Genomic DNA, 19,141 nt, shown 5'->3' with positions numbered 1-19,141 from the left:
ATGAAAAGCTGGTACAGCCTGCGCGCCCGGGCGGGCGGCGCAGAGATTTCCATCTATGACGAGATCGGCGCCTACGGCGTCTCGGCGAAAGGGTTTCTCGCCGAACTCGGCGCGCTGCCTGACGCGGCGCCGATCGACCTGCGGCTCAACAGTCCCGGCGGGTCGGTCTTCGACGCGGTGGCGATCCACAACGCGCTCAAGCGCCACGAGGGCCCGGTCACGGTCTGGATCGACGGCATCGCCGCTTCGGCCGCCTCCTACGTGGCGATGGCGGGCGACGAGATCATCATGCCCGAGAACGCCTTCCTGATGATCCACGACCCCGCGGGGCTGGTGATGGGCACGGCTGCGGACATGCGCGCCATGGCCGAGGCGCTCGACAAGGTGAAGGGCAGCCTGGTCGCGGGCTACGCGGCGAAGTCCGGCAGGGCCGCCGAAGACATCGCCGCGTTGATGACAGCCGAGACCTGGTTCGACGCCAGGGACGCGCTGGACGCGGGCCTCGCCACCCGCATCGCCGAGCCGGTACGCATGGTCGCCGCGTTCGACATCGCTCGTTTCCGCAATGCGCCGCCCGAGCTGGTCGAGGCGGTGGCGGCCGAGGACACCGACGATGTCGAGCCCGCGGCCGAGCTGCCGGCTCCCGCTGAGCCCGGAGAGGCCGGTGTTCCTGCCGGAAACACCCCTTCGGCCGCGACCGACCCCGAACCTACGCCCGCCAAAACGCCGCCCCCCATCGGAACCCCGCCCGATCCTGTGACAATCCGGGCCGAGGCCATCGCCCATGCCCGCGCCGTCATCGATCTCTGCCGTCTCGCCGGCCAGCCACAGTTGGCCGGTCGCTTCCTCGACGGGGACGCGAGCCTCGATGAGGTGAGGGCAACGCTTCTGGCCGCAAAGGCCGAGGCCGAGCCCGAGATCGCGCCGCATCACCCGCAGCCCGGGCCGAGCCCCACCACGCGTCCCTGGGGCGACGTCATCGCCCGTACCTTCAAGTTGAAAGGATAAGCTTCCATGGCCACGCTTTCTGAGCTCCCCCATCCCGGCGGCTTCCTGACCTGGGAAGTCCTGCGCGACTATACCCGCGACACCGTCACCCTTGCCTCGGGCGCGGGAAAGCCGGTCCCAGGCACTGTGCTCGGCAAGATCACCACTGGCGGAAAGTTCACCCCGCTCGCCCCCGGTGCCTCGAACGGCAGCCAGAACGCCGCCGGCATCCTCTGGGGTCACGCCGATGCCACCGATGCCGACGCGCCCGCAGTGGTGCTGGTGCGCGGTCCCGCCATCGTCAACCGCCACGAGATCGTCTGGCCCGACGGCGCCACCGAGGGGCAGATCGCCACCGCCACCACCGCACTGGCCGGGCTCGGCATCATCCTGCGCTGAACCAAAGCGCGCATCTCATTCGCTGAACGACAGGAGGTTGGCGCATGGCCACCATGGACATCTTTGAAGGCGATGCCTTCTCCATCATCGAGCTCACCCGCGCGCTCGAGAACATCCCCTTCAAGCCCGCGATCCTGTCGGGGGCGGGGCTCTTCGGGAGCCGGGGCGTGCGCACGCGCACGGTGATGATCGAAAGCCGGGATGGCACGCTGCAACTCATCCCCTTTTCGGAGCGCGGTTCGGCCTACGAGAGCCAGATCCCCGAGCGCCGCGACATGCGCGCGTTCGTCTGCCGGCAGTTCAAGAAGCAGGACGTGCTCTGGGCCTCGGAGATCCAGGCGATCCGCGACTTTGGTTCGGAAACCGCCGTGCAGCAGGTCCAAACCGAGGTGGCGCGCAAGCTGGGGCGGCTGCGCAACGACGCCGAGGCCACATTCGAGTTCCACCTCTTCAACGGCATCCAGGGCGTGGTGAAGGATCCGCGCGATGGGGTCACGGTGATCAACTACTACACCGAGTTCGGCATCACGCCCGCGGCCGAGGTGGATTTCGATCTCGACAACGCCACACCGGCCTCCGGTGCCTTGCGCAAGCGCTGCCAGGCGATGATCGAGAGCGTCGAGGACACGCTGGGCGGCCTCGCCGCCGGTCAGGTGCAGCTGCGCGCCGAATGCGGCTCGGCCTTCTTCGCCGATCTGGTCGCGCACAAGGAGGTGCGCGAGACTTATCTCAACACCGCCGCCGCCGCCGATCTGCGCGGGCGCGTGGGCGAGGAGGTCAGCTTCGGCGGCATCACCTTCCGCCGCTACCGGGGCGGGCTCGGCTTCGGCGTGCCGACCGACAAGGCGGTCTTCTATCCCGAAGGCGTCGAGGGGCTCTTCGAGATCTACTACGCGCCCGCCGACACCTTCGAGACGGTCAACACCGTCGGTTTGCCGCTCTATGCGCGCATGATCCCTGACCGCGATCGCGACGAATGGGTGCGCCTCGAGATCGAGAGCAATCCGCTGCCGATCTGCACCCGCCCGCAGGTGCTGCGCAGCGCAAGGCGGACGTGATGCACGCCGTCGCCGCGGCGCTCGACGCGCTGTTCACGGACGGCAATATCGGGGGCGACGCCGTCTACATCGCCGACGGCGGCGCTCCGAAGCTCGTCCGCGTGGTCACCCGCCGCGCGGACGAGATCACCGGCTTCGGCGAGGCGCGGCTCTGGTCGGAGACCACCCGTATCGATCTGCGCGTGGCCGAGGTTTTGACCCCGCGCCCGGGCGACCGGGTCGAGATCGACGGCGAGGCATTTCTCATCCAAGGGGAGCCGGTGCGGGATCGAGAGCGGCTGGTCTGGACGCTAGACCTGCGTCCAGCGTGATGAAGAAGATTTCGCTTGACCGAACCCCCGCTGTGGCTGAATTCAATGAGACGAATTGTCGCGGGGAGGAGCCAACATGCCGCGTATCGCGAACCACTTCTTCAAGGCCGCCGCAGCCTTTCTCCTCATCGGGATAATGATGGGGCTGCAGATGTCGATCTCCGGCGAGCACAACGTCATCGGCGCACATGCGCACACCAATCTTCTGGGCTGGGTGACAATGGCGATCTTCGGCGGATATTACGCGCTGAACCCGGCCAAGGCAGAGACTCGGCTCGCCGTCATCCACTTCTGGTCCTACTTCGGCGCGGTCGTCGTCATGGCTCCGTCGCTCTACCTTCTCTATATGGGCTATCTGGCGTTCGAGGTGCCACTCGCCATCGCGTCGATTGTCGCCTTTCTGTCGGTCATCGTCTTCACCGTCGTCGTGTTTTCGAATGCGGAGCCGCAGCCAAACTCGACCTCCGGTGCCACACCTGCTGAGTGAACGCTGCGCCTTTGCTCATGTCGCATTGACTCGTCGCTGAGACGTGCGTCCCGCGATCTCTGGAACCGCTGTCGGTCGTGCTGGACCGACAGCATTGACAATTGATCCGGTGGTTCGCGTGCTGAAGCTCGAACTGGACATCACACCCGACCTCGTCGCGATGATGCAGGCCGAGATCGCGGCAGGCGAGCGCGCCGTCTCGGCCGCTATCCGCGAGGCCGGGACCGGGCTGAAGAGCGCCTGGCGTGCGCAGATCACCGGCGCCGGCCTCGGGGCACGCCTAGCCCGCACGATCCGGACCGAGCAGTTTCCAAAAGGCAAGCCCAGCCTCAACGCCGCGGCGCTCGTCTGGTCGAAGGCCCCGGTCATCGTCGGCGCGCATGACACCGGGCCGCTGATCCGCTCGAAGAACGGCTTCTGGCTGGCCATCCCGCTACCGGCGGCGGGCAAGTCCTCCCGCGGCGGTCGCATCACGCCGCTGGAATGGGAACGCCGCACCGGTCTGCGCCTGCGCTTCGTCTATCGTCACACCGGTCCGAGCCTGCTGGTGGCTGAGGGGCGGCTGAACACGAAAGGGCGCGCGGTGGCGTCGCGCTCGAAGACCGGGCGGGGGGTCACCACGATGCCGATCTTCCTGCTGGTCCCGCAGGTGAAACTGCCGAAGCGGCTGGATCTGGCACGGGATGCAGACCGGGCGTTGGACAGCATGCCGGGGCTGATAGTGGCGAATTGGGCGGAAGGAAAGTTCGGGTGACAGCTATGCGGATATTCTGTTGAAAATCAACCTGCAGTTCACTTCTGGTGGTACGATTCAAGTTAGCGGCACGCACAGTCATTGGCTTGAGTGGCAATCTACCTTCGCCAATTTGCCAAGCTTGCAGCATAGAAGGCTGACGTGCGCGCGAGCTTAAGGCGATTTCCCGGACGCCTCCTGTTCGACGCCTCCGCGCCGGGCGAGATAGCGCGCGCCCAGCATGCATATGGAGGCCCAGAGAAAGCCTGCGAGCCATCCGGCGAGAACGTCAGTGGGCCAGTGGACCCCGAGGTACACACGGCTGATCCCGACGAGGAGCGTTGCGATCACGGCGAGCGTCAGCACGTAGACCTTTAGCCGTGTCTGCAGAAGCGTTCTCGCGACCAGCACGCCCAGTGTGAGATACACGACTGCGGCCATCATCGAATGACCGGAAGGGAAACTCGACGTATTCACAAATGAATCATAGGGTACGAGCTCGGGCCGTGGGCGGTCGAAAAACCCCTTCGCGGTGCTAGAGATAAGAAGACCACCTCCGACAGCAGCGAACAGATAGAGAGCCGTGGCGAACTTGTTCTGCAGGAGGAAGAAGCCGGCGACCGCAAGTGTCGTCAGCGTAAGGATGGCGACACCGCCTATGGCGGTAAAGTCGCGGACGACCTCTTCGATCCATGCAGGGCCGATCGGATCGCTATGGTCTCCTGTGGTTCGGAGCAGGAGCAGAAGGTCGCGGTCAAGGTTGCGCGTGCTACCTTCGATCACTTCGTCGGCCAGTTCGGCCAGGGCCCAGAAACCTAGAACGCCAAGCGCGAAAAAGAGAAGGGTACCAAACTCAACGTTCTCCCGCACCCAGCGGCGTGCGTTGCTGAAATTCTCTTTGGTCATAGGATGAAAACCATTCGATACGAGCTCCGTTCCGACCGAGCAGTTGTCATCGGCATCTGTTCGAGCATGTCTTGTGTAGGGCGATCGCGCAAACCCACGGCGGATATTATTCGCGCAGGCTACTTTCCAAACGTCTGGCTGCTTCGATAGAAGCCTCAGCCTCGGCGAGATCATTAGCAAGCATTTGCGGCGCACGTTGTGGCGCGTCCGGCTCATGGCATAGGGCCACGGCCACCGCGCGATGGTCCGATCCAAAATCCGGGAGCGTGTGAAAGTCATGAAGGGTGAACTGCGGCTGCAGCAATATCTGGTCGAGTGGCCAGGAGATCAGATAGCTCTCGGTGTCATAGGTTGGGAAAAGTCCACGCCCGAAGCGAGGGTCGAGAAGCTCTCCGATCCGCATGGCGCGTCGCGTTGCGCGCTCCCATGGGACGGCATTGAAATCGCCGGCGAGGATAGTTGGTGCTTCCCACTCCCGTGCAATCAGCGCGCCCTGAAGGATGTGCGCGTCCCGCATCGTCGTCGGTTGAGTAAAGGCGAGGGGCGGTCGTGGATGAAGGCCGATGAAGCCGATGATCTCGCCGTCAGGCATTCGCACCTGCGTCACCGCGCTCGGCGTGTCCGCGTCGAAAAAGAAGCGAAACTCGGGCGAAATCAGTTCGAACCTTGAGAAAAGGTGCATGCCGTAAAAGGCATGCTCAACAGGAATGCTCTGCATCCGATACTGAAAATCCTTGTCAAGGATCGAGAGGCGCTCGTCCCACCACGCGTCGGTTTCCATCACCAGCAACAGATCAGGCTCAGTGGCGGCGACCTGAGCGAGAAATGCCTCGGCGCGTTCGTTCTTGAGTTTCACATTGGCGATCATGACACGCAGGGCACGCCCCTCTGGACAGTCGTCCTGCGCCACGACGGCGGGTTCGACAAATCTGGTATACGGATGCAGCTTGTAAGCATGGTAGCCGAGTGCGGTCATGGCGCCGAAGATGGCCACCCAACCGAATCGACCCGGATGTCCTTCTAGAACAAGAAGAAGCGCCATCAGCACGATCGTGACCAGCGCGAACTGTAAACGCGGGAAATCGAGAAAACGGATCCACCAGATGTTTGTCTCGATCAAGGGCAGCAAGGACCCTGCGGTCAGTGCAACCAGTAGCGCGAGGACGGTGCTCGTCGCCGCTCGTCGGTATCTGCTTTTTCGATCGTTCACGGCATTTTTCCCCACCTGAGCGTTGCGTGAACGGCCTGCTGATTCGCGATGGGTCTCGCGTCGCGAGCACCGGATGTCAGACGATTATCACGTGCGCCGCACGGAATGGAGCGGCTTTCTGGTTTTCAGCCTCTCCAGTATCCCGACCGCCCCTTGGGCCTTCGCCGTGCAGTGCGATCAGACACCGGACGCCAAGCAGAGCTTTCACGACGCCGGCGTGAAGAGGGCTGCGCCCAGCGTCTGAAGGTTGGCAATGAACAAGACCCAGTCAATGCGATCTACTACGCGAGTTGTCACGTGACCCCCCGTGAAACCATCCTCGCCGCGCTGCACACGCGGCTCTCGGCGCTGCCCGCCACCGTCCTGCGCGGCGACGTGCTTCCCGAGCGCGTGCCCGCCACTGGCCTGCTGATCCTGCGCGACGGCGAACCCGGTGAACCCGAGGTGACGCTGTCGCCGCTCGCCTACCACTACCAGCACCGCGCCGAGATCGAGGCGGTCGTGCAGGGCGCCGACCGTGACGCGGCCTTTGACACACTGACCGCCAGCGTCGGCGCGGCGATTGCTGTCGACCGCACGCTGGGCGGGCTCTGCGATTGGGTCGAGGCGGAAGCGCCGCGCCCGGTCGATCTGCCGGTCGAGGGCGCGGCGAGCCTGAAGGCCGCCGTCATCCCGGTGGTGCTGCACTATTCCACGGCCGATCCGCTGGCCTGACCCCAACAACCCGAGGAGAACACCATGGCACGCGCCCACGGGGCGCGGGCGCAGATGGCGCTCGCGTTCGAGACGACCTACGGCACCCCGCCCGCGAGCGGCTTCACGCGGATGCCTTTCGCCAGCGCCACGCTCGGCGCCGAGCAGCCGCTCCTGAACTCGGAGTTGCTGGGCTATGGCCGCGATCCGCTGCCGCCGATCAAGGACGCGGTGACCGCCGACGGCAATGTCGTCGTGCCGATCGACGCGGAGGCCTTCGGCTTCTGGTTGAAGGCGGCCTTCGGGCAGCCGATTTCCACCGGCACCACCACGCCCTACAGCCATGAGTTTCGCTCGGGCGGCTGGGTGCTGCCGTCGATGTCCATCGAGACCGGCATGCCGGAGGTGCCGCGCTTCGCGATGTATTCGGGATGCGTGCTCGATACGCTGTCCTGGCAGATGCAGCGCTCGGGGCTGCTGACGGCGACGGCGAGCCTTGTCGCACAAGGCGAGGCGATCGCCACGACCTCCGCCGCTGGTACGCTGGCTGACCTCGACCTCCAGCGATTCGGGCATTTCAATGGGGCGATCACCCGTAACGGCCAGCCCCTTGGCAACATCGTCTCGGCCGAGATCACCTATGCAAACACTCTCGACCGGATCGAAACCATCCGCTCGGACGGACGGATCGACGGCGCTGATCCCGGCATGGCCGCGCTCACGGGCCAGATCGAGGTGCGCTTCGCGGATCAGCTCCTGGTGAACCAGGCGATCAATGGCGATCCTTGCGAGATGACCTTCGCCCACACGCTGCCCTCGGGCGAAAGCCTGACGCTGGTGGCGCATGCCGTCTACCTGCCGCGCCCGCGAATCGAGATTTCCGGGCCGCAGGGCGTGCAGGCAAGCTTCAACTGGCAGGCGGCGAAGGATTCGGTGGCGGGGCGCATGTGCACGGTCACGCTGGTGAACGAACGGGAGACCTACTGATGCTGACACTCGATCTGACGAATGCGCCACGCTGGCTCGACCTGCTGCCGGGCGTTCGGCTGAAACTGCGTCCGCTGACCACCGCGCTGATGGTCTCGGCGCGCAGCGATGCCGCGATCCAGGCGCTGCCGCCCGAGGCCGGGCCCGAGGAACTCGCCATGGCCATGGCCAAGGCCGTGGCGCGGCGCGCGGTGCTGGATTGGGAGGGTGTCGGCGATGCCGAGGGCAACCCCGTCCCTGTGACGCCCGAGGGGATCGACGCGCTCCTCGACATCTGGCCGGCCTTCGATGCCTTCCAGTCCACCTATGTCGCCAAATGGCTGCTCCTCGAGCAGGAAAAAAACGTCTCTGCGCCCTTGCCGAATGGTGGCTCGGCGGGGGCGATCGCTACTGTGCAGCCTGCGAAGGGCCGTGCCCGGACTGCCCGGCGCGGCTGAACCAGCCGGAAACCCCGGAAGGCTGGCAGGTCTGGGATCTGGCGCAGCGCCTGATGGGACAACTGCGCGTCGCATCCAGCGCCGACGGGACTGTGGTTCTGGGCTGGGACATGACCGCGGCACTGGCCATGGCGCAGGCGCTCGGCGTCGACTCGCTCATCGCGGCCGAATGCCTGCCGGTGATCGAGGCCGTGATGGTCCGCAAGTTCAACGAACAGAGGGCGGCCGATGACCGGGCGTCTCCGCCCCGCGGCTGATGAACCCGCCCCGCAAGCCGCGCCCCGCTCGTCAGGAAGTCTGATCCATGGCCCAGAAACGCGTCTCCGTCCGCCTCGTCGCCGAAGGCGGCAGGCAGGTGAAGGCCGAGTTTCAGGGGATCGGCGATGCGGGCGAGCGCAATTTCAAGCGGATCGAGCGGCAGGCCGACATCACCGGCGCCGTGGTGCGCCGGGTCATGGGGATCCTCGGTGCCGCGATCAGTACGCGCCAGCTCGTGGCCTATGCCGACCAGTGGACCGACCTGCGCTCGCGTGTAGATCTGGCCACCGGCAGCCAGGAGGCGGGCGCTGCCGTCATGGAGCGGCTCGCCGCCATGGCGCGGCGGACCTATTCCAGCCTCGGCCAGACCACGGAGTCCTGGCTCGCCAATGCCACTGCGCTGCGCGAGCTGGGGCTGACGACGGCGGAGTCGCTGGATTTCACCGAGGCGCTGAACAACGCCATGGTGGTGTCCGGCGCGCGCGCCGAACGCGCGGCCTCGGTCCAGGCCGCGCTCTCGCGCGCCATGGCGCTTGGCACCCTCAGCGGCGACAACCTCAACACGGTGATCCAGAACGGCGGGCGGCTGGCCGAACTGCTGGCGGCTGAACTCGGCACCACCGTCTCGGGCCTGCGCAGGCTGGGCCAGCAGGGCGGGATCACCGGCGAGGTGATCCGCACGGCGCTGATCGGCAATCTCGATCTGCTGCGCGAGGAAGCCGACAGCATGCCGGCAACCATCGGCGATGCCTTCACGCTGATCGGCAATGCCGCGCTGCAACTGGTCGGCACCTGGGACCAGATGGTGGGCGCCTCCGCGACGGTGGCCGAGGCACTGATCGGGCTCGCCGACAACATGGAGCGGCTGGCGGCCATCGGCATTGCTTTCGCGGGCTTCATGGCCGCGCGCTGGGTTGCGGGTCTTGTCGCGGCGCAGGTCGCCACCATCAGCCTCGCGGGCGCGCTGACGCTCTTGCGTGGAGCGATCATCCGCACCGGGATCGGGGCGCTGATCGTGGGCGCAGGCGAAATGATCTACTGGTTCGGGCAGCTGGTGCGCGGCGCGGGCGGGTTCGGAAATTCGCTCTCGCTTCTGGGCGATCTCGCCCGCGAGGTCTGGGAGCGCATGAAGCTCGGCGCCGTCGCCATGGGTCTCGCGATCATGGCGAGCTGGGCCGACATCAAGGCCACCATCGCCGAGGCGCTGCAGACGTCGCTGGAAACCGTGGTCGGTTTCGGTAACGGGGCGCTGAACACCTTCCAGGGGGCGCTGGACGCGATCGAGGTGCTCTGGGGCGCGCTGCCTTCGGCCATCGGAGACTTCGCCTTCCAGGCGGCGAACGCGCTGATCGCGGGCGTCGAGGCCATGCTGAATGGTGTCGGGCGCCGCATCAACGGGTTTCTGGACGGGATCAACGCCGGGCTCGAAGCGCTGGGCATCGAGCGGCGCGTGTCGCTGATCGGCAACCTCGAACTCGGCCGGATTGACAATCCGTTCGAGGGCGCCGCCGCCGAGGCTGGCGCCCGGGCACGCGAAGCCTTCGCGGCTGCCTTCAATGCCGACCCGATCGCGCTGCCCGACATGGGGCTCGGCGAGTACGCGTCCGATGCCCGTGCGCAGGCCAAGGCGCTGCGCGAGACCATGGCCGGCGTGGTGGAGGCGGCGACCGCCCCGCTCGCGTCCATCGCCGCCCTGCGTGACGCCGTCGCCGCCTCCGGCGCGCAGGCCGAGGCCCGGCTGCACGGCGCGCGAGCGGCCGCCGAGGGGCTCGAGGACGCGCTCGATGCCACGAGCGAGGCCGCGGGACGCGCGGGCGGCGCGGGTCGCGGCGCCGGCCAGGCGCTGCGCGATGCCGCCGACACCGCACGCAATGCCTGGGAGGCCACCGCCGAGGCGGTGCGCGCCGCGCAGGAACGCTCGCGCGAGATCGCGCAGGGTCTGGCGCAGGACATCACCGGGCCGATCAAGGAGGCGCTGAAGTCGGGCGAGTTCAGCTGGCAGACCTTCGCCGGCGCCGTCTCGCGGATCGCCCAGAACCTTGCGAACCGGCTGATCGAGCTCGCGTTCAAGCCGATCGAAAACGCGCTGATGAGGGCGTTCTCGGGTAGCAGTGGCGGTGGCGGGTTTCTTTCGGGCCTCTTCGGCTTCGCCCGCGGCGGTGTCTTCGCCGGCGGGCAGGAACTGACTGCCTTCGCGCGCGGGGGCGTCGTCAACCGGCCGACGGTGTTTCCGTTCGCGCGCGGCATCGGCCTGATGGGCGAGGCCGGGCCCGAGGCGATCCTGCCGCTGCGGCGCGGTCGCGACGGTAGGCTGGGCGTGGAGATGAACCGTGACGCCGGCCAGTCGTCAGGCCCGGACATGTCGACGCGCATCATCAACGTGCTCGATCCCTCGGTGGTCGGCGACTACCTTGCCACGCCCTCGGGCGAGCGGGCGATCCTGAACGTCATCCGCCGCAACCGGAGTGCGCTGAATGCCTGAGCTGCCCCTCTGGCCCTTCCCGGCGGCGCAGGAGATCGCCGAGGTGCTGGAATGGCGCACCGATGTGCTGCAGGCCCGCGCCGGCGAACAACGCATCGCGTTGCGCCCCCGCCCGCGCGAGATCGTCACCCTGCGCCACAGGCTCCACGCGCTCGGCATGGCACGGGCGGCGGAACTGGCTCGGGCAGGCTTTGCGGGCGACTGGCTGGTGCCGCTCTGGCATCTGGCGCTGCAGCCGGACGCCGGCCTGGCGCAGGGCGCGACCGAGATCCTGCTCGACACGGGGCTGTCGGATTTCCGCAGCGGCGGTCTGGCCGCGATTGCGGTGGATGGCAAAGAGGCGGCGCCGGTGGCCATCGCCAGCGTTCAGCCCGACCGGCTGATCCTCGCGGAACCATTGGCCTTGCAGCTGCCCGCCGCGACGGTAGCTGCACGTCGGCTCACGGTCGCGCCGATCCGAACGGGTATGCTGACCTCGGCTGTCGAGATCGCGCGCCGCCGACAGGGCGACGGCACGGTGACCGCGAGCTTCCTGCTCCGCGACCCGCCCGACCTCGCGGCCCCGGCGATGCCGAGCTATCTTGGCCGCCCGGTCCAGACCGACCCGAGCCTCGTGCGCCGCCCGCTCACCGCCAGCCTGCGCCGGGCTGTCGAATATATCGACAACGGCTTCGGCCCGGTGGCGGTCGAGCCGGTGCGCGACGTCTTCGAGCGCGGCGAGGCGATCACGCTGAAGGCGCAAGGGCCCTTGGCCCGCTCCGCCCTGCGCCGCTGGCTCTGGTCCCTGCGCGGCCGCCAGGCGAGCTTCTGGCTGCCGACCTGGGGCCATGAGCTGCAGCTGCGCGCGGCGATGAGCTCGGGATCGGTGCTGATGCGCGTCGCCCCGGTCGCTCCACTACATGCATACGTCGGCCGCCGGATCATGCTGGAGATGCCGACCGCTCTCCGCTTCCGGACAATCACGGCCGCGATCGCCGAGGGCGATGACCACCGGCTGACGCTGTCCTCGAACCTCGGGGAACCGGTTCCGCTCACGACGAAGGTGCATTTCCTTACGGCGGTTCGGGCCGATGCCGACCGGATCGAGATCCAGCACGGGGCGGTGGCGAGCGAGGTGACCCTGCCGGTTGTGGAGGTGAAGGAGTGAGTTGGAGATGACGAGCGGCGGCGGGCCAATGTCGGAGATGCGGACCTTCCGGACATTCGCCGCGGTTGAGGAGTTGCCGTTCGCTGTCGCTGCGATCCCGTCGTGAAGGGCGGAGAGCCGACCGATGCTTTTGCAGCATCGCATTTGCGGCAAGTGTAGGGATCAGACATTCCTGTAGATGCCCAGCAAAACCACGACCTACCGGCACGACGGTTCTGATCGGCGCCTTTACTCAGGGGCCATTGGAGGGCGGGGCGGCCCACATTCTTGACCTTGCCGTGCATTTCACGTGGTTGATCGCCGTTTCTGTGGTAGAGTATTTCTATACGCTCAAGGCCCGTTTAAACGGCGTGCCAGTGACCCTGCGTTCGAGGCGCCGGAAACCTCCGACCCCATTTGGAGAGTTCTATGCCCGACCCTTTCGCCAACGTCGATGCCGCCTCGCCCGAAATTGTCGAGATGATCGCGGCCGCGCTTGAAACCCGTGCAGCGGACCCCGCCATGTTGCCGGTGATCGACGCATATCTCGACACGATTAGTGTGCCCGAGGGAGGAATGATCATCGATATCGGTAGCGGCACCGGCGGAGTGACCCGGCGCATCGCCGACCGCTTCCCCGGGGCGACGGTGATCGGCGTCGAGCCCTCCACCGCGCTGACCGAGACGGCGCGCAAACTGGTTGGTGACCGCACCAACCTGAGCTTTCACGTGGGCGATGGCGCGGCCCTCGACCTCGCAGATGCCAGCGCCGACATCTCCATCCTGCATACCGTTCTATCCCATGTCATTGATCCAGCCCTCTTGATCGCAGAAGCATTGCGCATCCTGCGCCCCGGCGGCACGCTGGTGATCTGCGACGCGGATTTCTCCAAGGCGGCGCTTGGACTCGCGCCAGGCGATCCGCTCGGTGCCTGCGCCGAGGCCTTCGTCGCCGGGTCGGTCACCGATGCGTGGCTGACGGGCAAGCTGAAGCCCCTGGCCGCTCGCGCCGGACTGGTCGTTGAGCATTTCGGCACCGCCATCCGTGTCGTGACCGAAGGCATGGGCAACCTCGCCTGGGTGCGAATGTCGGTCGCACGATTGGTCGAGGACGGCGTGATCGGCCAACCGCTCGCCGAGGCACTGGAAGCCGAATACCTGCGCCGCGCCGAGGCCGGAACGCTCTATGGCTTTTTGCCCTTCGTCACGCTGATCGCCCGCAAACCTGCTGCCTGACACCGCAGCTGCCACCGCCACATGGAAAGGAGAGGTCCAACCCGAAAGCTTGATCCGAGTGCTGCCACGCCGAGCACGGTTGGGCGAGCAGTGTCTGTCGACCGAGGAAGATTGCTCACTGACCTCACAGACCTATGGCTTCTGTGGCTGTTGAGCGCACAAAGACGACGGAGCTCGCCGCGAGGGGCTGGACGTCAGGGAGCACACCTATGGAATCGCTCAAATCCACGGACGGCACGCAAATCAGCTTCGCTCGAAGCGGCGACGGCCCGCCGCTGGTGCTGGTGCATGGCACGACCTCGGACCACACGCGATGGGTGCACGTTCTACCAGGCCTTGAGAAGAAGTTCTCGGTCATCGCCATGGAGCGGCGCGGGCGCGGAGAGAGCGGCGATGCGGCGGCCTATTCGCTCGAACAGGAATACGAAGACGTCGCTACGGTCGCAATGGCGATGGGCCCCGGCACCAGCCTTCTAGGTCATTCCTACGGGGCGCTGTGTGCAATGGAGGCGGCGCTCAGGCTCGACAACATTCGTAAGCTGGTGCTTTACGAGCCGCCGTTCCCGATCGGTGACGCGCCGGTCTACCCTCCTGGGCTCGACATTCGGCTTCGCGCGATGCTTGCCGATGACGAACGCGAAAAGTTGTTGATCACTTTTCTCAGCGAAGTTGCGGGAATTTCCGCTGCGCAGTTGGCCGCAATGCGCGCCGACCCGTCGTGGGAAGGGCGCGTGAGGGCCGCGCACACCGCATTGCGCGAAATGGTCGCCGGGGAGTATCGGTTTGATCCAGCGCGTTTCCGACGTCTCGCCGTTCCGACCCTTCTGCTACTGGGAGAGGCTAGTCCGATTGGGTTCACTGCCCCTACGCGCGCGCTCGATGCTGCCCTCCCCGACAGCCGGATCGTCATCCTCGAGGGCCAGGGACACGCTGCAATGTCCAGCGCGCCGGATCTCTTTGTGCGCGAAGTCATCAGCTTCCTCTCTGCCTAAACCCGGCCAAGTAGCAGCGGCTGACCGAATCGAGTCGGCGAGAGACCCGCCATCTCGTGGAGATGCCAAGCAAAGTTACCAATGACGGGTTTGGGGAAGCTACGGCGCGGCCTTGCGTGCGAAGTCAATAGAAATGGGCCGGTCGTGTCGAATCCGCCCATGCTGCAATCGCGAAATTCTCGATCATCGCTGCGGTCAGTTTGGGCTCTTCGTGTCCTCTGCTGACGTCTCCGCGACGGTGCCTGGCCTCCGCACAACCCGGCCTGTGAGCGCTAAGCGTCACCGGCCACATTCGTAGAGCCTACCTCCCCATGACCTACGCCATCATCGAGGCCTCGGCCGCCGAGGGCCGCCCCTATTTTCTCTACCAGTTCGTCGAGGGCGATCAGGTCTGGCGCTTCACCAGCCGCGCCACGGCCTGGACCAGCGCCGGCAGCGGCGGAACGGAGATCACCTGGGAGCCCGCCGCGGTGGCCCACGGCGATGTGGTGCAGACGAGCGAAATCGAACGGGGACGGCTGGAGCTGACCTTTCCGCTCTCGCATCCCTTCGCGCGGCGGTTCCTCGCGCCCTTGGGCAACGCGCCGGTGACGCTCACCATCTTCCGCGGTCACGAGCAGGTGCCGGGCGAGACGGTCGCCCACTGGAAGGGCCGCGTGGTCGGCGCGGAGGTCGAGGGGCAGCGGATCATGCTGAGCTGCGGGTCCGTCTTCAGCACGCTGCGGCGTGCCGGCGTCCGGGCGAAGTATCAGCGCCTCTGTCGCCATGCGCTCTATGGACGCGGCTGCGGGCTCGACATCGCGTATCACTGGCAGACCGGGACAGTGACCGTCGTATCCGGCACTGCCGTGACAATCCCCGAGGCGGCGGAACAGCCCGACGGCTGGTATCGCGGCGGCGTGCTCCGGTTCGGGGCGCAATTGGGCTTCATCACCGGCCATGCGGGCGCGACGCTCGCGCTCTCGCGCCCGATCCCGGAGCTGGCCGCCGCCGTTACCGCACCGGAGATTGACCCCGACACCGGTGGACCGCTGCCGGTGCTCGCCGACATCGCGCCGGGCTGCGACCTGCGTTCGGCCACCTGTGCGGCCAAGTTCGGCAATCTTCTGAACTTCGGGGGCTTTCCCGAGATCCCCGGCCGCAACCCCTTCGGCGGCGGCTCCATCGTCTGACGCGCCCGCATGGCGCCAATCCATAGGCGGCACCTCCCATGGCCTGGACCTTCATCGCGCGGCTCGTCCTTGGGCTGGTGCTCTCGGCGATTTCCTATGCGCTGAGCCCGCGCCCCAGGATCGAGAAGCCGCAGGCGGCGGGGCTCGACGATTTCAGCCTGCCGACGGCCGAGGAAGGCCGACCGATCCCGGTGGTCTTCGGCACCGTGCTGATCACCGGGCCCAATGTTGTCTGGGCGGGCGACCTCAAGGTCGATCCCATCAGGAAGAAAGGCGGCAAGAAGTGACGCGGGTGACGATCCGGGACCTCCGCGCCGCGCGCTATTGCCTCGCGGGCGTGCGGCCATGGTTCCGCCGCCACGGCCTCGATTGGCAGGATTTTCTGGAGCACGGCATCGACGCCGAGTGCCTGCGCGCGACCGGGGATGCGCTGGTGGAACCGGTGATCCGGGTCGCCGAGATGCGGGAGTCGGCCAAGCAGGAGTCGGGCGATGGGCGGTCGTAGCAAATCCCAGACAGTCGGCTACCGCTATTCGCTGGGGATGCATCTGGCGCTCTGCCACGGCCCGGTCGATGCCATCCGCGAGATCCTCGTCGATCGCCGTAGCGCCTGGTCCGTCACCACCGGCGTCGGCGTCTCGGGCGGGGGCGCGGCGGTCGAGACCCGGATCGGTACGGTTGCGGGCATGGCAGCGACCGCGGCGCTGGCCGGCGATGCCGGCGCCACGATCGCCTTCCCGGGCTCGCTTGCCGGCGTGCGCATCGGGCGGGACTACCGGCTGCGGCTTGCGAACGGCTCGAGCCAGACGGTCACGCTGCAGGGCGTGACGTTCGACGCGGAGACCGGCACGACGTCCTGGTCGGTCCTGCCGGGCGCCTTGAGCTTTCCGGCCCAGTCGGTCGAGGTCCTCGAGGCAACGAGCGGCGCCAGCAACGCGGGTGCCGGTGGGGGCCGCATCCGCATCGACAAGCCCGACCTCTTCGGTGGCGAGAGCCGCGAGGGCGGGATCGTCGGCGATATCGACGTGCTGACGGGCGGGCCCGGCCAGGGGGCGAACGACTATCTCGCCGCGCGTATGGGCGGGGACGTCCCGGCCTGGCGCGGGCTTTGCAGCCTGGTGCTGCGACAGGTGTACCTCGGCATCAACCCCTACCTGAAGCCATGGGCCGTGCGGGTGACGCGGGTGCTGACCGGCGAGGCGGGTGCGGCGCAATGGTATCCCTCGAAGGCCGCCATCGTCCCCGAGGCCAGTATCTCGGATGCGGCGATCTACATCGCGCTCGATGTCTCGGGCTCGATGTCGGGCACGCGCATGGCCGCGCAGAAGGCCGGCGTCGCCGCCCTCATCCGCGAGATCGGCGCCAGCGTCGACCCCGACCGGCCGAACGACATGGCGATCGTGCTCTGGAACGCCGCGGTCGCGGGATCGATCGAGCGGCGCAACATGGGGCCGGAGGATTACACCGCGCTCGAGGCCTGGATGCTGGCGCTCTCGAACACCACCTCGGGCGGTACGAACTTCAACGCCGCCTTCGCTGACGCCGGCGCCTTCTTCGCCGGCGGCGGCACAAGGCGCCGGATCGTCATCTTCGTCACCGACGGCGAGCCCGTGCCCGTCTCCTCGGTCGACGACGCGGTCGCGACCATCGCCGCATTGCCGCCCGCCGACATCTTCGGCTTCAACATCGCGCTGGCGAACACGACCTGCACCGCGCGCATCGACAACACGCCCGTCGATGGCGTCCCGGTCATTCCGCCCGGCGACAGCCAGGCGCTGGCGGCCTCGCTGCGCGGCGCGTTCGGCAACGGGCCGGACATGAACCCCGCGCATATCATCCGCGAGTGCCTGACCAACCGCGACTGGGGTCTGGGCTGGTCCGCGGTCGAGATCGGGGCGAGTTTCACGGCGGCGGCCGACACGCTCTACACCGAGGGCTTCGGCCTGTCGCTGATCTGGCAGCAGGACAGCTCGATTGAGGACTTCATCGCCAGTGTCCTCGACCATATCGATGCGACGCTCTTCATCGACCGGCGCACTGGGCTCTGGGAGCTGAAGCTGATCCGCGCCGATTACACCGCCTCGACGCTGCCCCTCTTCGACGAGACGAACGTGGTCGACTGGGGGCGCCTCGGACGGCGCAGCCCTTCCGACCTGGTGAACTCGGTCACCGTGCGCTTTACCGATGCCGCGACCGACGACACCGGCGCGGTCAGCGTCACCGACACCGCCCGGGTGCAGGCCATGGGCGAGGTGATCGCGACCACGCTCGATTACCCCGGCATCCGCTACCAGGGGCTTGCCGTGCGGGTGGCCGAGCGCGACCTGCGCGCGCTCTCGGTGCCGCTGCTCACCGGCGAGATCACCGTCAACCGCGAGGGCGCGAGCCTCGCCCCCGGCGACGTGATCCGGCTGCGCTCCGAGCGGCTGGGGCTCAACGATGTCGTCATGCGCCTCTCCGAGATCGGTCAGGGCGACGGACGCGACAACGGCATCCGGCTGAAGCTCGCCGAGGACGTCTTTGCGCTCGGCGCCACCGCCATCGCCGGCGGGCGCATGCCCTCGGGAACCGGCGTTGCCGCCCCGCCGCGGGCACTGGCCCGGCGCCTGGTCGCGGAGGCGCCGTACTGGCTGCTGGTGCGCGAGCTGGGGCATGCCGAGGCCGACCGGCGCCTGGCTGAGGATCCTGACGCGGGCGCGCTCGTCGCCACCGGCGAGCGGCCGAGCGCCGATGCGCTGGCGGCGGAACTCTGGATCGATGCGGGCACCGGCCCTTTGCCTGAGGGCGCAGTGGCCTTCGCGCCGACCGCACTGCTGTCCGCGGACCTCTCCGGTGATCCGGACGCACGCGTCATCCCGGTCACCGGCTGGCGCGACATCGGCGAGGTCGGGATCGGCACGCTCGCGAGCATCGGCGGCGAACTGGTCCGCGTCGACGGGGTCACCGCCACTTCCGTCACCGTCGGCCGGGGCTGCCTCGACACCGTGCCGCGTATTCATGCCGCGGGCACCCCGGTGATCTTCTTCGACGCGGCGGCGCGGATCAGCGAGGAGGCATGGGCGGCAGGCGAGACGCTTGCCGTCCGGCTGCTGCCCGAGACCGGGCGCGGGACGCTCGCGTTCGCACTGGCGCCCGAGGACAGCGTGACCATGGACCGCCGCGCGATCCGCCCGCTGCCGCCCGGCCGGGTGCAGGGCAATGGCAGCTACGCGCCGGACGTCGATGCGCTGGTCACAGCTGACCTGGTGCTGACATGGGCGCATCGGGACCGGCTGACCCAGACCAGCCCGGTGATCGTCGATCACACCGCCGCCTCCGTCGGCCCGGAGCCGGGCGTGAGCTACATCATCGAGGTGCGCTGGATCGATCCGGACACCGGCGCGCCTGTCCTGCTGCCCGGCCTTGTCGTCGACGCAGGCACCGGCACGAGCTGGACGCTGGCGCCCGGGGACATTCCCGAAACCGGTGCGCCCGCGCGCACGGCCGAGATCGATGTCGCGGTTCGCTCCCGCCGCATGGTCGAGGGCATCTGGCTCACTGACCGCGAGGCCCGGAGCTTCCGGCTGACCGCGCCCTTCGCCGCCGGATGGGATCGGGGCTGGGGCTTTCTCTGGGGCAGCTGATCCCGGGCATCGGTGCCATCGGCACCATCACGACCATCATCACC

Annotated in this window: 21 protein-coding genes; 19 read left to right on the top strand and 2 right to left on the bottom strand. The window is 67.5% G+C overall.

All coding sequences use genetic code 11. From position 1 onward, the window contains the following. The 6 genes from IM708_RS11725 to IM708_RS11700 all read left to right on the top strand — a co-directional run bounded on the left by IM708_RS11725 (nucleotide 1) and on the right by IM708_RS11700 (nucleotide 3,996). Nucleotides 1-1,008 carry a head maturation protease, ClpP-related gene (locus IM708_RS11725; RefSeq protein WP_209426718.1) on the top strand — a complete coding sequence of 336 codons (1,008 nt, stop codon included), beginning with the start codon at nucleotides 1-3 and terminating at the stop codon, nucleotides 1,006-1,008. Between the two features lie 6 nt (nucleotides 1,009-1,014). Beyond that, complete coding sequence (locus IM708_RS11720; RefSeq protein WP_209426716.1) at nucleotides 1,015-1,386, top strand: head decoration protein; 372 nt, start codon at nucleotides 1,015-1,017, stop codon at nucleotides 1,384-1,386. Nucleotides 1,387-1,430: 44 nt separating this feature from the next. Further along, nucleotides 1,431-2,444, top strand: coding sequence for a major capsid protein (locus IM708_RS11715; RefSeq protein WP_209426715.1), 1,014 nt, complete (start codon nucleotides 1,431-1,433; stop codon nucleotides 2,442-2,444). Beyond that, nucleotides 2,444-2,755: a hypothetical protein gene (locus IM708_RS11710; protein ID WP_209426713.1), complete on the top strand. Its 312-nt coding sequence runs from the start codon at nucleotides 2,444-2,446 to the stop codon at nucleotides 2,753-2,755. The genes IM708_RS11715 and IM708_RS11710 overlap by 1 nt, the downstream gene beginning before the upstream one ends. A gap of 76 nt (nucleotides 2,756-2,831) precedes the next feature. Beyond that, the gene (locus IM708_RS11705; protein ID WP_209426712.1) at nucleotides 2,832-3,242 is read left to right on the top strand and encodes a hypothetical protein; all 411 of its coding nucleotides are present in this window, start codon (nucleotides 2,832-2,834) and stop codon (nucleotides 3,240-3,242) included. Nucleotides 3,243-3,363: 121 nt separating this feature from the next. After that, nucleotides 3,364-3,996: a DUF6441 family protein gene (locus tag IM708_RS11700; RefSeq protein ID WP_209426770.1), complete on the top strand. Its 633-nt coding sequence runs from the start codon at nucleotides 3,364-3,366 to the stop codon at nucleotides 3,994-3,996. A 153-nt stretch (nucleotides 3,997-4,149) separates the two neighbouring features. Here IM708_RS11700 and IM708_RS11695 read toward each other — a convergent pair whose 3' ends face one another. Further along, entirely contained in the window at nucleotides 4,150-4,881 is a 732-nt protein-coding gene (locus IM708_RS11695) for a phosphatase PAP2 family protein (RefSeq protein ID WP_209426711.1), read from the bottom strand. 106 nt (nucleotides 4,882-4,987) lie between these two features. Beyond that, complete coding sequence (locus IM708_RS21260; RefSeq protein ID WP_209426709.1) at nucleotides 4,988-6,091, bottom strand: endonuclease/exonuclease/phosphatase family protein; 1,104 nt, start codon at nucleotides 6,089-6,091, stop codon at nucleotides 4,988-4,990. Nucleotides 6,092-6,164: 73 nt separating this feature from the next. On the opposite strand from IM708_RS21260, the gene IM708_RS11685 reads away from it, so the two are divergent. The 13 genes from IM708_RS11685 to IM708_RS11625 all read left to right on the top strand — a co-directional run bounded on the left by IM708_RS11685 (nucleotide 6,165) and on the right by IM708_RS11625 (nucleotide 19,097). Next, a complete protein-coding gene (locus IM708_RS11685) occupies nucleotides 6,165-6,335 on the top strand; it encodes a hypothetical protein (protein WP_209426707.1) in 171 nt (56 codons plus the stop codon). A 53-nt stretch (nucleotides 6,336-6,388) separates the two neighbouring features. Continuing rightward, a complete protein-coding gene (locus IM708_RS11680) occupies nucleotides 6,389-6,805 on the top strand; it encodes an acyl-CoA transferase (protein ID WP_209426706.1) in 417 nt (138 codons plus the stop codon). Nucleotides 6,806-6,829: 24 nt separating this feature from the next. Next, complete coding sequence (locus IM708_RS11675; protein WP_209426704.1) at nucleotides 6,830-7,771, top strand: phage tail tube protein; 942 nt, start codon at nucleotides 6,830-6,832, stop codon at nucleotides 7,769-7,771. After that, complete coding sequence (locus tag IM708_RS11670; protein WP_209426703.1) at nucleotides 7,771-8,208, top strand: hypothetical protein; 438 nt, start codon at nucleotides 7,771-7,773, stop codon at nucleotides 8,206-8,208. Before IM708_RS11675 ends, IM708_RS11670 begins: the two co-directional genes overlap by 1 nt. A 53-nt stretch (nucleotides 8,209-8,261) precedes the next feature. Beyond that, nucleotides 8,262-8,465, top strand: a complete 204-nt coding sequence (locus tag IM708_RS11665) for a hypothetical protein (RefSeq protein WP_209426702.1) — start codon at nucleotides 8,262-8,264, stop codon at nucleotides 8,463-8,465. Between the two features lie 47 nt (nucleotides 8,466-8,512). Next, nucleotides 8,513-10,948 (top strand): tape measure protein, encoded by a 2,436-nt coding sequence (locus tag IM708_RS11660; RefSeq protein ID WP_209426700.1) that lies wholly within the window; start codon nucleotides 8,513-8,515, stop codon nucleotides 10,946-10,948. Beyond that, a complete protein-coding gene (locus IM708_RS11655; RefSeq protein ID WP_209426698.1) occupies nucleotides 10,941-12,095 on the top strand; it encodes a hypothetical protein in 1,155 nt (384 codons plus the stop codon). The genes IM708_RS11660 and IM708_RS11655 overlap by 8 nt, the downstream gene beginning before the upstream one ends. Before the next feature lie 408 nt (nucleotides 12,096-12,503). Next, nucleotides 12,504-13,310: a methyltransferase domain-containing protein gene (locus tag IM708_RS11650; protein WP_209426697.1), complete on the top strand. Its 807-nt coding sequence runs from the start codon at nucleotides 12,504-12,506 to the stop codon at nucleotides 13,308-13,310. Between the two features lie 209 nt (nucleotides 13,311-13,519). Next, a complete protein-coding gene (locus IM708_RS11645; protein WP_209426696.1) occupies nucleotides 13,520-14,302 on the top strand; it encodes an alpha/beta hydrolase in 783 nt (260 codons plus the stop codon). 311 nt (nucleotides 14,303-14,613) lie between these two features. Next, entirely contained in the window at nucleotides 14,614-15,474 is an 861-nt protein-coding gene (locus IM708_RS11640; RefSeq protein WP_209426695.1) for a phage BR0599 family protein, read from the top strand. 38 nt (nucleotides 15,475-15,512) lie between these two features. After that, nucleotides 15,513-15,761, top strand: coding sequence for a hypothetical protein (locus tag IM708_RS11635; RefSeq protein WP_209426694.1), 249 nt, complete (start codon nucleotides 15,513-15,515; stop codon nucleotides 15,759-15,761). A 5-nt stretch (nucleotides 15,762-15,766) separates the two neighbouring features. After that, nucleotides 15,767-15,979, top strand: a complete 213-nt coding sequence (locus IM708_RS11630; RefSeq protein ID WP_348524963.1) for a hypothetical protein — start codon at nucleotides 15,767-15,769, stop codon at nucleotides 15,977-15,979. Continuing rightward, nucleotides 15,966-19,097 carry a phage tail protein gene (locus tag IM708_RS11625; RefSeq protein ID WP_209426692.1) on the top strand — a complete coding sequence of 1,044 codons (3,132 nt, stop codon included), beginning with the start codon at nucleotides 15,966-15,968 and terminating at the stop codon, nucleotides 19,095-19,097. The genes IM708_RS11630 and IM708_RS11625 overlap by 14 nt, the downstream gene beginning before the upstream one ends. The last annotated feature ends 44 nt before the right edge of the window (nucleotides 19,098-19,141 follow it).

Origin of the sequence: Pararhodobacter sp. SW119, assembly GCF_017811755.1 — a bacterium.
Classification (GTDB): Bacteria; Pseudomonadota; Alphaproteobacteria; order Rhodobacterales; family Rhodobacteraceae; genus Pararhodobacter.
This window is presented reverse-complemented; position numbering and strand designations above follow the sequence as displayed.

What these genes read in the sequence shown, in the direction of transcription:
- IM708_RS11710 (WP_209426713.1), top strand. Translation starts at nt 2,444, where the DNA reads ATGCACGCCGTCGCCGCGGCGCTCGACGCGCTGTTCACGGACGGCAAT.
- IM708_RS11645 (WP_209426696.1), top strand. Translation starts at nt 13,520, where the DNA reads ATGGAATCGCTCAAATCCACGGACGGCACGCAAATCAGCTTCGCTCGA.
- IM708_RS11695 (WP_209426711.1), bottom strand. Translation starts at nt 4,881, where the DNA reads ATGACCAAAGAGAATTTCAGCAACGCACGCCGCTGGGTGCGGGAGAAC.
- IM708_RS11670 (WP_209426703.1), top strand. Translation starts at nt 7,771, where the DNA reads ATGCTGACACTCGATCTGACGAATGCGCCACGCTGGCTCGACCTGCTG.
- IM708_RS11640 (WP_209426695.1), top strand. Translation starts at nt 14,614, where the DNA reads ATGACCTACGCCATCATCGAGGCCTCGGCCGCCGAGGGCCGCCCCTAT.
- IM708_RS11660 (WP_209426700.1), top strand. Translation starts at nt 8,513, where the DNA reads ATGGCCCAGAAACGCGTCTCCGTCCGCCTCGTCGCCGAAGGCGGCAGG.
- IM708_RS11655 (WP_209426698.1), top strand. Translation starts at nt 10,941, where the DNA reads ATGCCTGAGCTGCCCCTCTGGCCCTTCCCGGCGGCGCAGGAGATCGCC.
- IM708_RS11665 (WP_209426702.1), top strand. Translation starts at nt 8,262, where the DNA reads ATGGGACAACTGCGCGTCGCATCCAGCGCCGACGGGACTGTGGTTCTG.
- IM708_RS11725 (WP_209426718.1), top strand. Translation starts at nt 1, where the DNA reads ATGAAAAGCTGGTACAGCCTGCGCGCCCGGGCGGGCGGCGCAGAGATT.
- IM708_RS11675 (WP_209426704.1), top strand. Translation starts at nt 6,830, where the DNA reads ATGGCACGCGCCCACGGGGCGCGGGCGCAGATGGCGCTCGCGTTCGAG.
- IM708_RS11720 (WP_209426716.1), top strand. Translation starts at nt 1,015, where the DNA reads ATGGCCACGCTTTCTGAGCTCCCCCATCCCGGCGGCTTCCTGACCTGG.
- IM708_RS11705 (WP_209426712.1), top strand. Translation starts at nt 2,832, where the DNA reads ATGCCGCGTATCGCGAACCACTTCTTCAAGGCCGCCGCAGCCTTTCTC.
- IM708_RS11625 (WP_209426692.1), top strand. Translation starts at nt 15,966, where the DNA reads ATGGGCGGTCGTAGCAAATCCCAGACAGTCGGCTACCGCTATTCGCTG.
- IM708_RS11715 (WP_209426715.1), top strand. Translation starts at nt 1,431, where the DNA reads ATGGCCACCATGGACATCTTTGAAGGCGATGCCTTCTCCATCATCGAG.
- IM708_RS11685 (WP_209426707.1), top strand. Translation starts at nt 6,165, where the DNA reads ATGTCAGACGATTATCACGTGCGCCGCACGGAATGGAGCGGCTTTCTG.
- IM708_RS11635 (WP_209426694.1), top strand. Translation starts at nt 15,513, where the DNA reads ATGGCCTGGACCTTCATCGCGCGGCTCGTCCTTGGGCTGGTGCTCTCG.
- IM708_RS11650 (WP_209426697.1), top strand. Translation starts at nt 12,504, where the DNA reads ATGCCCGACCCTTTCGCCAACGTCGATGCCGCCTCGCCCGAAATTGTC.